The following is a 13977-nucleotide window of genomic DNA, read 5'->3' as shown; positions in this document are numbered from 1 at the left end:
GCGGCCGGCACCAGCGGCTCGATCCCGCCCAGGATGAAGAAGAACAATCTATGCAGCGGGACAGTTCACGATTTCCCCCGCAAACAGCCACAACGCTCGGATCCAAGGCGGACTTCGCACGGGATTACCGCCGAGACACTGCCGGTCAAGCAGGTTCTGGGGGAACGGAAAAGGAAAATGGGAGCTGCGGACGGGGGTTGATTTAGGTGGCCAGGGAAGCCTGGATGGCGTCGAGAATGCCGTTGATGAAGGAAACCGACTCTCCAATGGAATACCGCTTGGCAATTTCCAAGGCCTCGTTGATGGCCACCTGCGCCGGAGCCTGGTCACAGTGACGCATCTCAAACACGGCTATCCTGAGAATGTTCCGGTCCACCAGCGACATCCGTTCAACCCGCCAGTTGTGGGAATGGGTGGCCAGCAAGGCGTCAATTTCCTCGCGGTGCCGACAGATTCCAAGAATCAGCTCCCGTCCGTAGGGTAACGCCTTCTGGCTGACATCGAACAGTTGACAGAACATGTCCAGATCCCTAGCCACGTCATCAGGAGCGCAGGAACGCTCCTGAAAATCGTGACTAAAGAGAAACTGCAGGGCCAACTCCCGTGATTTACGACGTAATCCCATGAAAATCCATGCGGCTAAAAAAGAGTGCGTCCGCGCCGTTCGTTACCATCAGTTGACCGCGTCCAGCAAGTTGATCATCTCCAAAGCGGCGATGGCCACGTCCGAACCTTTGTTGCCGGCCTTGGTACCGGCCCGTTCAATCGCTTGCTCGATGGTCTCGGTGGTCAGGACCCCGAACAGTACCGGGATACCGGCATCAAGCATCACCTGGGCCGTCCCCTTGGCCACCTCTCCGGCCACGTAATCGAAATGGGGCGTGGCCCCGCGAATGACCGCGCCAAGACAGATCACCGCGTCGTACTTGCCCGACTTGGCCATCTTCTGCGCCACCAGCGGGATTTCAAAAGCGCCGGGAACCCGGGCCACCACGATATCGTTGGTGTTGACTCCGGAACGCACCAAGCTGTCAATCGCCCCTTCCAACAGTTTTTCCGAAATAAATGAGTTGAATCGGGCAACGACAATACCGATCTTGCGCCCCGCCCCCTGTAAATGACCTTCCAGATAGTGTGCCATGTTCGTTCCTGTTGCAGATATCACGGATCCCTGGTGACGCATCCCATCGGCATGTCGCCGTACAGTTCGAGGATGTGCCCCATCTTGTCCCGTTTGGTTCGCAAATAATCCTTGTTTTCTTCATCACCGGGAATCTCGATGGGCAGACGGTCCACCACCTCGAGCCCGTAGCCTTCCAATCCAATGATCTTTTTGGGATTGTTGGTTAAAAGCCGCATTTTCCGCACCCCCAGATCGCGAAGAATCTGGGCGCCAATGCCGTAGTCACGCAGGTCTGGCTTGAACCCGAGGCGAATATTGGCCTCGACCGTATCCAATCCATCGTTGTCCTGCAGCTTATAGGCTTTGAGCTTGTTGATCAGTCCGATGCCACGGCCTTCCTGACGCATGTACAGCACCACGCCCTTGCCCTCCTGTTCGACCATTCGCATGGCGGCATGCAGTTGCGAGCCGCAGTCGCAACGGGCGGAACCGAAGACGTCACCGGTCAGGCATTCGGAGTGAACCCGAACCATTACCGGTTCATCAGGATTGATCTCGCCCTTGACCAGCGCCACATGTTCTTGTTTGTCGACATCGTTCTGATAAGCGATGAGACGAAATTCACCGGCATGATAGGTCGGCAGCCGAGCCTCGGCGGCACGGCGAACCAGCACGTCCTTGCGCAACCGATAGGCGACCAGATCGGCAATGGTGGCGATTTTCAACCCATGCTGCTCGGCAAAGATCTCGAGATCGGGCATGCGGGCCATGGTGCCGTCATCCTTCATGATCTCACAGATGATCCCAGCGGTCCGCAGACCGGCGATGCGGGCCAGATCCACCGAGCCTTCGGTCTGTCCGGTACGGACCAGCACGCCACCGCCACGGGCCCGCAGGGGAAAAATATGCCCGGGGCTGATGATGTCGCGCGGCGTGGCCTTGGGATGGACCGCCGCCTCAATGGTCCGCGCCCGATCGGCCGCCGAGATGCCGGTACTGACTCCGGTACGCGCCTCGATACTGATGGTGAAACCGGTGCCATAGGGGGACTGGTTGTTGGAGACCATCATCGGCAGCCCCAACTGATCGACAATGTCCGGGCTCAAGGCCAGACAAATCAAGCCGCGCCCATGGGTAGCCATGAAATTAATGGCCTCGGGCGTGACCAGTTCGGCGGCCATGCACAAATCGCCCTCGTTCTCCCGGTCTTCATCATCCACCAAGATCACCATCTTCCCGGCCTTGATATCCTCTACCACTTCTTCAATCGAACTGACTGCCATATGATGCCTCTTTTCGGGACCTAATACCCATCGATTATGTCCCATGCGTTCTCTCCCGGCCCCCAAAGGCCGGAAACAATCGTGAACCGATTCTCAAAGAAATCCGTGTTCGGCGAGAAAGGCCGGGTTGATTCGCCCGGTCACCGCGCCGCCAGCGTTCTTTTCCATCAGCAATTTTTCCACATACTTGCCTATCATGTCCACCTCGATATTGACATGATCGCCTTCCTTGAGCATACCCAAGGTGGTAACCGCCAGAGTGTGGGGAATGATGGATACGGAAAACCCCTCGCGGTCGCAGCTGTTCACTGTCAGACTGACACCGTTGATGGTGATCGACCCTTTCTCGATAACATATTTGCCCAAGGCGGGGTCCAGGGAAAAAGCAAACAGGGTGAACTCACCGACACGCCGGCGGTCCTTGACCTGTGCCTGGGCATCGACATGCCCGCTGACCAAGTGCCCCCCTAGTCGGTCACTCAGGCGCAGGGCGCGTTCCAGGTTGACTCGGCTGCCGGTCTGCAAGCGGCCCAGTCCAGTCCGCGCCAAACTTTCCGGGGAGACATCGACATAGAACCGATTACCCTTGATATTGCGCGCGGTCAGACAAGCGCCATTGACGGCGATCGATTCGCCCTCCTCGGGATCTGTCAGGGCAAAATCCGCCTCCAGCCCAAAGATCATGCCGCCGCCGGATGGACGCTTCTCAAACAGCGTGCCCAGCCCCTGGATGATCCCGGTGAACATTTATTTTCCCTGCTCCAGGGCTTCGGCCCGTCGTTGGAACTCCTCGGCCAAGCGGGCGTGCTTGAACCGGGCATGGATGCTGGAAACCGACCGGTAGGCGTCGGCAGCTTTGGCCGTCTCGCCCTGAGCAGCGTAGGTTTCGGCAATGATGATTAACGCCTCGACTGCGCCCTTGGGATTGTTGGTCAGGCGGTAATGCTCGAGCATATCGTACAGCAATTCCAGCGCCTTGTCGTGATCCCCCAGTTTGCGGTAAGCAGCGGCCATCTTCTTATTGAGGGCCAGCAGGGAAAAACTGTCATCCTCTTTTTCGCAGATGGCGTAGGCGCGCTGGTAGTTGGCAATCGCCATGGCGTATTCGTCCCGAGCCAGGCAGGCATCACCCAGCCGGTCGGCGGCGTTGGCCACGCCCGCCTGATCCCCACGCTCCTCAAAGCCCCGCAGGGCATTGTGAAAGGCGATGGCCGCCTGGGCATGCTTGCCCTCGCGGAGCAGTTTACGGCCTTCAAGGTAATCCTGTTTGACGGGATCGTTGCTCTGCTCAGTGTTATTCTCCTGGGACATCGGCCCGAGGGAACACAAAGGTTGGATTGTTTCACTCGCCATTGACATGGTCCTTATGCAAGCTGCGGGTCGCCTCGGCGGAGAGTTCGGCCACGGTCGTGGCCACCGGCGTACCCTGTTCATAGATGGTGATGGGGGTGGTGTCAAACTGGAGGCCATGGATTTGCAACGCCGCCTCCTTGGCTTGGATTCGCCCCAAAATTCGCAGAGTCAGCCCGCGCAGCAACGGATTGCTGTGGTTGAGCACCGGAAAGAGCGAATAAAAGGGAATCTTGCGGATCAGGTCAGGCTTGCTGCCCGCGATCTCGCCCAAACCCCAGAGCACGGCCTCGCGGGTGCCTGGATCGCCCATGAAATTGAACAAGTGACGGGTGAAGGCACCGTAAATGTCCGGCCGGGCGGCGATGATCGCGCCGATGGTTTCCACCATGCCCCAGGAACTGGCCGCCGAATCGGAACAGGCTTCAAACAGCCGATGGAGCAGGTCGGCCACCGGTCCGGGTTCCCGGGTGGCCACCCGGCCGCACACCTGGCCGAGCACCCAGGCGATTCGGTAACGCATCCCCTGATCGGGCTCGTACAGGAGTCGTTGCAGGAAACGGAGAACCTTGCGGTCATCAAAGTAGAGATCGACCAAGCCGTCGACATCCGCCCGCAGCGCAAGTTCCTTGACCACCTGTTTGTCCGCCCGCTTCTTCTTCCGCTTGGGATCGCGCGCCGGTTCGACGGCCGACTCAGGCTGACGCTCTCCGGTCTGTCCGTTCTCCTGGCCAACCAGTTTGTGCTCGTAACGCTTGACCAGTTCTGCCATCTCCCGATGAAGGCGAACGAAATACAAAATTCCGCGCACCGCCCGGCCATCGAGATTTCGCTTGGGCACGATCTGATGGGTGACTTCATCGTAGTTTTCCAACAGACCGGTCAGGTAGTCGTCTTCGGGGATCAATTCCCAGGCCAAGTCCCACTGGTCGTTGCAGGCGCTGACCAGACATTCGACCATGGCCGCGCCGATGTTATGGCCGGTGGGATCGCTGACATAGACCGCCCCACATTCGCAGGCGCCCAGTGGAAACTCCCGCATCTTGCGTTGCAGGCTAACCGTTGGCCGGCCGACATCCATACCACAAAAAGGGCACCAGGGCTTGAGAAGTGCTTCCGCCTTGCTGCTCATGAGGATTACGCCAGCTTTGTCTTGAGGGCCTCGACAAACCGAGGATCAACACTGTAGCCCAGTTCCTTGGCCTTTTCCATGTTGCGCTGGGACTCTGCAAAATCGCCCTTGAAATAGAGGGCCACCGCCAGATTGTTGCGCGCCATGGCCGAATCGGGCTCCAAGGTCACGGCCTGGCGGGCCGCGTCCACCGCCTTGTCGTCCTGTTCGAGCATGGTATAGGCGGAGGTTAGATTGATCCAGGCGGTGATCAGTTTGGGGTCGATCTGCACCGCCTTGGAATAGCATGCGACCGCTTTGTCGACCTCGCCACGGTGCTGACGGATGAGGCCAATGTTGACGTGGGCTTCGGCCATGTCGGGGGAGATGGCCAGGGCCTGCTGATTCAGCTCCAGGGCGCGATCGGTGTCGCCGCGATCAAAAAAGATGGCGCCAAGGTTGATCATCGACTCCATGGACTGGTTGTCGAGTTCGATGGCCTTCTCCAGTTGAGCAATGGCCTCGTCGATCCGGCCGGCCTGGCGATAGATCAAACCGAGGTGATGCCGGGCCATGACATTGTTCGGTTTTTCCTCCACTATCTTTTCCAGCTCGCCGATCACAGCCGAAAGATCGGCCGGTTTCTGTGCTTCCGTCATAAAAAAAACCTTCTCTATGCTTAAGTGAAAAGTCCCGGCCGGCCTGCTCCGGCACTCCATGGGAAAAGTTTCTATAGTATAGCCACGAACCCGCAGGGCGCAAGTTGCCCCACCGGCAATTTGCCCTCTGCCGCTGCGAATGGTTCAGACGGTGCTAGGCCGCTGATAGGCGATCAGCTTCTTTTGCCGCTCCTTGGCCAGCACCTTCTGCGCCACCTCGATGTCGCGGTGAATCTGCCGGGCGAGGGCGTCTGGACCACTGAAGGCGATCTCGCCACGCAGATGGCGGAGCAGGTTGATTTTCAACGGCCGGCCATAGATATCGGCGTTGAAATCGAAAATGTGGGTTTCGGCCACCAAGCCGGTATCGCCAAAGGTCGGATTGTAGCCGATGTTAGACACCCCGCCGTACTGGCGGCCATCATAGATCACCTGGGTGACGTACACGCCCCGTTTGGGGCACAGGTCCTCCTCGGACAGGTTGAGATTGGCAGTGGGAAAACCGAGCAATTTTCCACCGCGCTGCCGGCCCCACTGGACATCGCCACGGATCTGATACCAGCGGCCCAGCAGCCGGCGCACATCGCGCATCTTCCCTGCAGCCACCAGTTCCCGGATCCGGCTGCTGGACACCAACATGCCTTGTTCGTAATGGGCGGGCATCACCATCACTGAAAAACCCTTTTCCTGGCCCTGCCGTTGAAGAAAAGCGGTATCGCCCTGCCGTCCCTTACCCATGGCATAATCGTAGCCCACCACCAAATCCCGCATACCCACACGGCCGAGCAGCACCTGGTCGACAAACTCCACCGCCGTGGTCACTGCCACCTCGCGATTGAACGGAATGATTACCAGCACATCGATCCCGGCCCGCTCAATCAGCTCGATCTTCTGCGGAGTTGTCGAGATCAGGCGGATACCCTGCGGACTCAGCACCTTCAGCGGATGCGGATCAAAGGTGATAGCCACGCTGGTCCCCTTGTCCTGGCGAGCTCGGGCCACCACCTGGTCAAACAGCTTCTGATGGCCCAGATGGACGCCGTCGAAGTTGCCGATAGTGACATGGGCCCGGGTAAAGGGCTGTAGGATATCGTTAAGGTCGGTGTATATTTCCATGGAAGCCGCTGCCAAAAACCGGCAGATTGAGTGCACAGCAAAAAAATGAATTCCCGGTAGCCAAGGAGATCCTCGCGACCATGAAAACGGGATATGTACTCCAAATCAGAAAAACAAGCAAACAGTTCATCGCCACGGCGCTCCGAGGCCGACAGTTCCCCCCTGTCCACTCCCCCACCTCCCCTGCTCCTTTTGCTGGCCACACCAGCAAAACCGCCTGCGGACGCATTATTCCCGCTTCGCCCCAAAAGAAATACTTGACAGACTCGGCCCAATCGAACATAATAGCCGCCGCAGTGCCGAAGTGGCGGAATTGGTAGACGCGCTAGGTTCAGGGTCTAGTTGGGGTTCCCCAGTGGAAGTTCGAGTCTTCTCTTCGGCACCATCAAAAGAAATCACCCGCAGCCTTCACAGGTTGCGGGTTTTCTTTTTTCTGCTCCACGCACCGCCCACGGCGGCCCTCTTATTGTTCCCAGTCGCTGAAGGCCGACGGGTTGGAAACGGTCAATGAAACGCCCTCGGCACTGATGGTGCTCCCGCCCCTGAGGCTCAAACTCACACCGTCGCATTCGCCGCTAAAACGCAGGACGCCATTTGGCCCGCCGGAGAATGTCCCGCCGCACGAGCTTTCCGAAGTGGCGCCGTTCAAGGAAGATACCGACGAAGTTTTCATGCTGGCCTCCCCGTACCCGGGCACCTGGTTGCCCACATTCCAGAAGGAAACCGTTATAGTGGTGGTGACGATATTCGCAAAGCCTCCGGAACTGTGATCCTCATCAAAGGACCCGGATGCCGTCACCCGTACGGGCTGGATTTCCACCTCCGCTTTTTCCTCCTGCGAGGTTTCGGCCTCCACCTGCTCTTCCTCCTCAAGAATCTCCTCAGCGGCGGCCTTGTCCTCGCCCACAAGGGCATTCCGCAAGCCTTTCCAGGCCTCGGGGTAATTGTTTTTCAACGCCTCATGCCGCTCTTCCGGGGTCATTTCCTCATAACTCTTTCGCTTGACCGGCGGCGCTTTCGGCTCCTGCTTGCTGGCCTTGATTTTCTCTTCCAGACGCGTCCTTGCCTCTTGCGCCTCCTTGGCCTCCTTGGCCTCCTTGGCTTTGCGCGCCGCTCGCTCCTTTTCCGCCTGTTCTTTCTCCGCGGCCTGTTGCTCGGCTTCCCCCTGCTGCAGCGAGGCTTTTTCCGCCGCTTCCTTGAGTTTTTTATCCTCCGCCGCTTTTTGGGCGACCTGTTTTTTCCAGCCATTGATATGACTGGCGACCTCGCGATCGAATTTGGCAAGATCGGGAACATGGGAGTAATCGATCTGGTCGAACATGGTGATGAAGGGGCTGGTGATCGCATCCCCCACCTTGGTGGCTCCGGCTAGATTCTTATAAATATCCGACTCGATGATAAAACCGGTTATAATGCGATCTCGGTAGCGAGACGCTGCCTCGATGTCCTTGGGCACCTGGGGCCATTTTCTGGGATCCTCGGGAAGCTTCAGCGCATCCCGCACCGCCACCCGGTCCGCCATCGCCTTCAGTTTGTATTCGTACTGCTTGCCGTAGATCTTGCCGTACTTTTCGGCGATCACATAGCCGAAGTCATGGCGCATCGCCACCGCGTCCAGCGAATCCACCGGCGCGGCAAGACCCGCTCGATGAGGATCTTCCCCACCGCCCCAATACCCGGGCCCATACCAATTGCCGTACCGGGTGATCGGCTCGTTCTTGATCACCCCGGCGCAAAGCGAAGCCCAGCCGCGCTCGGTGCCGTCGGTTTTCACTCCCATCATCTTCAACGCCTGCTCACACCGATCCCTGACGGAGAGCTCCGCCAAGGCCTCGGTTGCCATCAGCAGGGAGCATGTTGCCGCGGCGGCCAGCATTGCTTGGGCGCACCCCTGTATTCTCCTGTTCACCGTTCTCCTCGTGCCGTGAAAAATTGACCCTTCCCATCCCTCCGGCCAAGCGCGGCAAGCGGCTCGCGGCCGCCAACAGGCGGAGGGGATGAACGCTTGCAACGATTATACGGATCAATCGATTGGCAACGCCAAGAAAAAAGCAGCATTCAAGCAGGCCTTTGAACGATGGGAGTCATTTTTCTGATTGTCCAGCTCGTGCCGCAGCCATGTCCACGGACAGACGATGCACGGGAGGAGGCTTGTCGATGGATCGACCGAAGTCGGCAACAGACGCATTTATACGTTGCAACACATTAAAAAATCGCTCAAAAATCAAAAGCAATCCCCACCATTCTCTCGCCTTGGAGGTAGGTTCCATGAACAGTTCCCCGCCCCGTGGAGATACCAAACGCAGCGCATGGTCGTCCGACGTGAGTGTCCATGAACTGGCGAGCACACTTGAAACCCTACTGGATGGTTGCTTTGCCTGTGATGCTGATTGGCGGATTGTCTATGTCAATGACACTGCCGAGAGAATGTTTGCCATCAGCCGGGATGAGGTGATGGGCACGAGCTATTGGCAGGCCTTTCCCGCGACCTTGGGAACGCAACTGGAGCGGGAGTATCGGTGCGTCGCCTCCGGAGAGCGCCGGGATTTCGAATATTTTGACCCGGATCGGAACCGGTGGTCGCGTCACCGCTGCGTTCCCCGCCAAAACGGCGGCATTTTCGTCGGCCTCCAGGATATCACCGAACAGAAGCGGGTCGAGGACGCCTTGGAGAAAACGCGATTCATCTTGACCGAAACGCAGAAAATTGCCCACGTGGGCTCGTTTGAATACATCGCCGACACGCGGCAAACCGTCTGGTCCGAGGAAGAGTACCGTATTTACGGCCTCGACCCTGCGCCCCCCCGCCCACCCATGAGGACATGCTCCAACGGCATATCCATCCCGACGATGCGGCTCGGGTCCATTACACCTTTGCCACGGCATTGCACCATTGTGCCGTGTACGAACTCGAACACAGGATCGTGCGTCCCGATGGGCAGGTACGGTGGGTGCACAACAGGGCGTATCCCTATTGCAATGGAAAGGAAAAACCGGTGCGCTACATCGGCGCCACCCTGGACATCACCGAGCGAAAACAGGCCCAACAAGCCCTGCAAGCCAGCGACGAACGGTTCAATCTTGCCGTTCAGGCAGCACAGGAAGGCGTGTGGGACTGGAACCTGGAAACAGACGAGGTCTGGTATTCGCCTCGCTACAAGGAGATGCTCGGGTATGCCGAGGAGGAGATCGAGCATCACCTTAGCAGTTGGTTGCGGCTGCTGCATCCCGACGACCGGGAACCGTGTCTCCAGCATGTTGATGCGGTCAAACAGGGCGAGCGGGAATACGAAATGGAGTTCCGCCTCAGACACAAGGACGGCCGCTACCTTGCCATCCTGTCACGCGGCTTGCCGCTCAAGCGCGCGTCGGATGGCAAGGTGGTCCGGATCGTGGGAACCCATCTTGACCTTACCGCGCGTAAACGCGCCGATGCAGCACTGCGTCTGAGCGAAGAACGGCTGCGTCTGGCGCTCGATGCCGCCCGGATGGGCGCCTTTCATTGGAATATCACCACGGGGGAAGTTGTCTGGACCGGTTCGTATCGCCAAGTTGCAGGGATTTCATCCGATATGCCGGCAAATTATGCTAATTGGCTGAACTCACTGTTCCCCGAGGACCGCGAGAGCGCCGACCAGCAAGTGCGCGAGGCCATGGAGAAGCGGAAGGATCTCGATCTCGAGTACCGCATCCTCTGGCCGGACGGCTCCCTGCGGTGGATTTCGGCGCGGGGGCGATTCAGTCATGACCGGCACGGCGCTCCACTGCGTTTGGAAGGCGTCATCACCGACCTCACTGAACGCAAACAGATGGAAGAGCGTCTGCACAAGAGCGAGCAACGCTTTCGGGCATTGACCTTGGCCAGCTCGGACGTCGTGTACTGTATGAGTCCCGATTGGCGGGAAATGAAGTTGCTGTACGGCAAAGATTTCATTGCCGATACGGACTCTCCCAGTCGGCATTGGCTTGAACGGTATATCCGTCCGCAAGACCAGGACCATGTCCTTGCCGTCATCGATCAGGCGATCCGCACCAAAAGCACTTTTACCCTGGAACATCAGGTCTTGCAGACAGATGGAAGTCCGGGATGGACCTCTTCAAGAGCCATTCCCCTGCTCGACGAACAGGGAAATATTGTTGAGTGGTTTGGCGCCGCCAGCAATATCACCGTTCGCAAGCAAGCGGAGCTAGCCGCAAAACTGCTCGCCAACAACCTGCAGCAACAAGTGGCGGAGGGGACCATCGAACTGGAACAGGCGGTGAAAGCGCTGCAGGCCAGCGAACACCGCTACCGATCCGTGGTGGAAGATCAGACGGAGATGATCGCCCGCTTCAAGCCCGATGACCATGCCTATACCTTTGTCAATGAAGTGTTTTGCCGATTTTTTGGCCAAACAGAACAGGAGTTGATCGGCAGGGCTTGGTATCCCGAGGCGGTCGCCGAAGACATTCCCATGATCCATGCCGCACTCCAGGAGCTTTCCCCGGCCAACCCCGTGGTCACCATCGAAAGCCGCGTTTATGATGCGGCGGGAACTGTTCGCTGGGTACAGGTCATCAATCGCGGCATCTTTGATGCGGCAGGACAACTGGTCGAGATTCAGGGAGTGGGGCGGGATATTACCGAACGCAAACAGCTGGAGGAGCAACTCCGGAAAAGCGAGGAGAAATTTCGCTCGTTGGTGGAAACCACCAGCGAATGCATCTGGGAAACGGATGCTCAAGGACGTTTCACGTACTTGAGCCCGCGATTTGCGGACATGACTGGTTACGCTCCCGAAGAATACATCGGCGAGAAGTGCATTGCCCTGCTTCCCGCGCATGAACGAGAAGGCATCGGGCGGCAGGTACTGACCACTATCGCCAACCAGCAGCCATTCAGATCGCTTCAACATGCGGTTCATCATCGGCACGGACAGCAGCTGACGGTGAATGTCAGCGCGGTCCCTGTCTTCAATGGCAATGGCGAGTGTCTTGGCTTTCGTGGCGTGACCCGTGATGTCAGTGAACAGAAACTGTTGACCGATGCACTCGTCGCCAGCGAAGAACGGTTTCGTTGCCTGTTCGAAAAACACAGCGCCATCATGCTCCTGGTCGATGGCTCGACCGGCTGCATCCAGGATGTCAATGTTGCCGCCAGCCGCTTCTACGGCTACTCCAGGGAAAACATGCAGGGGATGAGCCTGCTGCAGATCGTCTGCATGACCCCCGATGCGCTCGCCGACACTCTATACAAGGTGAACAAGGAGCACCTGCGACAATTAGTCCTTCAGCATCGTTTGGCCGACGGAACACTCCGCACGGTGGAAGTCAACGCGACACCGATTCCATACGATGACAAAACGGTCAATTTCGCCATCATTCATGACATTACCCGGCGCATGGAGATCGAGAAGGAGCGGGAACAGTATTTCAGACTGTTCGCCACCTCCTCCGACCTGATGTGCATTGCCGACCTGAAGCAGGGTTGTTTCAAGAAAATCAACCCGGCCGGCATCGAGCTGCTTGGGTACTCGGAATCCGAACTGCTCGAACGACCCTACATGGACTTTGTCCACGCCGAAGACCGGCAGCGGACACTGGATGCGGCTGCCCGGCAGATGCGGGAAGGCGTGATCCTCGATTTCGAAAACCGCTACCTGCGAAAGAACGGAACGATCTGTTGGCTCTCGTGGCGTGGTTATGTCGACAAGGAGGAAAAACTCACCTATGCAACCGCCAGAGACATGACCGCATACAAACGGCTGGTCGAAACCCTGGCTGCCAGAGAAGAGCATTTCCGCAAACTGTTTGAACAGCATAGCTCGATCATGGTTCTGGTCGATCCTGCAAACGGTGCCATTTTAGACGCGAACGAGGCCGCCGCCCAATTCTACGGCTACTCCCGGGAAGAACTGCGGTCCATGAACATCAACCAGGTCAACATGCTCCCGCAAGAACAGATCGATGAGCTGATGCAGCAGTTGCGGGCACAGACGATCAAGCAAATGATCGTCCCTCACCGTTTGGCCAGTGGAGGGATCCGGACCGTTGAAGTCCATGCAACGCCCATCGTCTATCAGGATCAACAACTCAATTTTTCCATCGTCCATGACATCACCGAACGTCTCCTCGGCGAAAAACGGCTGCAGAAAGCGGAGGCCTATGCCCGAAAGCTGATCGAGGTCAACCTCGATCCCCTGGTGACCATCGACGCCGGAGGCAGGATCAGGGATGTGAATGCGGCGAGCAGCCAGGCAACCGGCTATTCCCGGGAGGAAATGATCGGCACGGATTTCAGCGCCTACTTCACCGAACCCGACAAGGCACAGGCCAGCTATCGGCAGGCATTTCAAACGGGCATGGTGCGGGACTTCCCCCTGGAAATCCGACACCGCGACGGCCATGTGACTCCGGTTCTCTACAATGCCACGGTGCTGACGGACGAGGAGCATAAGGTCACCGGGGTCTTTGCGGCGGCTCGCGACATCTCTCGATTGAAACAAGCCGAAGAGCAGCTCAGGGTACTGAACGCTGAGCTGGAGCGAAAGGTCGAAGAGCGCACCCATGAACTGCAGGAATCGCAAAAGCAGGTGCTGCATGCGGAAAAGCTCTCCGCCATCGGCATGCTTTCCGCTTCCATTGCCCATGAATTCAACAACCCGCTCCAGGGCATCATGACGGTCCTCAAAGGGTTGAAAAAATGGGTAACGCTTGAGGATGAGGAGAGAGAATTGGTGGATGCCGCCATCGGTGAAAGCGAACGCATGAAACATTTGATCCGCAGCCTACAGGAATTCAATCGTCCTTCTTCGGGACGAAAAACGCTAATGAACATCCATCAGGCCCTCGACTCTCTCCTTCTGCTGCAAACAAATGTATTCACTAAAAAACAGATCCGGGTCGAACGTGACTACGCGGACGACCTGCCGGCAATCGAGGCTGTCCCCGACCAAATCAAGCAAGTCTTCCTCAACCTGTTAACCAATGCCTGCGATGCCTGCGGTCGCCGCAACGGGGTCGTTGCGATCAGAACCTGGCGGGAGGGGGACAAGGTGGCGGTGGCGGTCAAGGATAGCGGCGGAGGGATTGCGCCCGAAAACCTGGATCGAATTTTTCAACCGTTCTTCTCCACCAAGGAGGCGGTCAAGGGGACAGGGCTGGGGTTATCGGTGAGTCATGGCATCGTGCACGCGCACGGAGGCGAAATTCGCGTCGAGAGTCGTCTGGGAAAAGGGGCAACGTTCACCGTCGTGCTTCCAATTCACGGGGCAAAGCGAACGTCTCACCACAATGAAACCAAAACCGACGAGCGCCCGGCCGGATAACACCATGGCCGAACAGGAGACGCGACCG

11 protein-coding genes, 1 tRNA gene and 1 pseudogene are annotated in these 13977 nt (G+C 57.9%); 3 read left to right on the top strand and 10 right to left on the bottom strand.

Annotated elements, in window-relative coordinates:
* Positions 1–202: 202 nt before the first annotated feature.
* The 8 genes from nusB to DESPR_RS03740 all read right to left on the bottom strand — a co-directional run bounded on the left by nusB (position 203) and on the right by DESPR_RS03740 (position 6642).
* Positions 203–625, bottom strand: coding sequence for a transcription antitermination factor NusB (gene nusB / locus DESPR_RS03775; protein WP_015723488.1), 423 nt, complete (start codon positions 623–625; stop codon positions 203–205).
* A 48-nt stretch (positions 626–673) separates the two neighbouring features.
* Positions 674–1141: a 6,7-dimethyl-8-ribityllumazine synthase gene (gene ribH / locus DESPR_RS03770; protein WP_015723487.1), complete on the bottom strand. Its 468-nt coding sequence runs from the start codon at positions 1139–1141 to the stop codon at positions 674–676.
* 20 nt (positions 1142–1161) lie between these two features.
* Positions 1162–2406: a bifunctional 3,4-dihydroxy-2-butanone-4-phosphate synthase/GTP cyclohydrolase II gene (locus DESPR_RS03765; RefSeq protein ID WP_015723486.1), complete on the bottom strand. Its 1245-nt coding sequence runs from the start codon at positions 2404–2406 to the stop codon at positions 1162–1164.
* A 93-nt stretch (positions 2407–2499) separates the two neighbouring features.
* Entirely contained in the window at positions 2500–3153 is a 654-nt protein-coding gene (locus tag DESPR_RS03760) for a riboflavin synthase (protein ID WP_015723485.1), read from the bottom strand.
* Positions 3154–3759 carry a tetratricopeptide repeat protein gene (locus DESPR_RS03755; protein WP_015723484.1) on the bottom strand — a complete coding sequence of 202 codons (606 nt, stop codon included), beginning with the start codon at positions 3757–3759 and terminating at the stop codon, positions 3154–3156.
* Positions 3749–4888: a DVU0298 family protein gene (locus DESPR_RS03750; protein ID WP_015723483.1), complete on the bottom strand. Its 1140-nt coding sequence runs from the start codon at positions 4886–4888 to the stop codon at positions 3749–3751. The genes DESPR_RS03755 and DESPR_RS03750 overlap by 11 nt, the downstream gene beginning before the upstream one ends.
* A 5-nt stretch (positions 4889–4893) precedes the next feature.
* Positions 4894–5526: a tetratricopeptide repeat protein gene (locus tag DESPR_RS03745; protein ID WP_015723482.1), complete on the bottom strand. Its 633-nt coding sequence runs from the start codon at positions 5524–5526 to the stop codon at positions 4894–4896.
* Positions 5527–5670: 144 nt separating this feature from the next.
* The gene (locus DESPR_RS03740) at positions 5671–6642 is read right to left on the bottom strand and encodes a bifunctional riboflavin kinase/FAD synthetase (RefSeq protein WP_015723481.1); all 972 of its coding nucleotides are present in this window, start codon (positions 6640–6642) and stop codon (positions 5671–5673) included.
* A 298-nt stretch (positions 6643–6940) separates the two neighbouring features.
* Between DESPR_RS03740 and DESPR_RS03735 the strand changes: the two genes are divergently transcribed.
* Positions 6941–7027: transfer RNA gene (locus DESPR_RS03735), tRNA-Leu, on the top strand.
* 78 nt (positions 7028–7105) lie between these two features.
* On the opposite strand, the gene DESPR_RS03730 is transcribed toward DESPR_RS03735, so the two are convergent.
* Positions 7106–8551 (bottom strand): hypothetical protein, encoded by a 1446-nt coding sequence (locus tag DESPR_RS03730; RefSeq protein WP_169701521.1) that lies wholly within the window; start codon positions 8549–8551, stop codon positions 7106–7108.
* 175 nt (positions 8552–8726) lie between these two features.
* The gene (locus tag DESPR_RS18890; protein ID WP_245529480.1) at positions 8727–8912 is read right to left on the bottom strand and encodes a hypothetical protein; all 186 of its coding nucleotides are present in this window, start codon (positions 8910–8912) and stop codon (positions 8727–8729) included.
* Between DESPR_RS18890 and DESPR_RS19270 the strand changes: the two are divergent.
* Together DESPR_RS19270 and DESPR_RS17030 are read left to right on the top strand one after the other, a co-directional pair.
* A pseudogene (locus tag DESPR_RS19270) lies at positions 8911–9252 on the top strand (PAS domain-containing protein); the annotation flags it as partial. The gene DESPR_RS18890 and the pseudogene DESPR_RS19270 sit on opposite strands and share 2 nt — an antisense overlap.
* A 212-nt stretch (positions 9253–9464) precedes the next feature.
* The gene (locus DESPR_RS17030) at positions 9465–13949 is read left to right on the top strand and encodes a PAS domain S-box protein (protein WP_015723479.1); all 4485 of its coding nucleotides are present in this window, start codon (positions 9465–9467) and stop codon (positions 13947–13949) included.
* Positions 13950–13977 lie beyond the last annotated feature (28 nt).

The organism is Desulfobulbus propionicus DSM 2032, assembly GCF_000186885.1.
Lineage (GTDB): Bacteria > Desulfobacterota > Desulfobulbia > Desulfobulbales > Desulfobulbaceae > Desulfobulbus > Desulfobulbus propionicus.
Note: the sequence above shows the minus strand (reverse complement) of the source record. Positions and strands in the feature narration are given on the sequence as shown.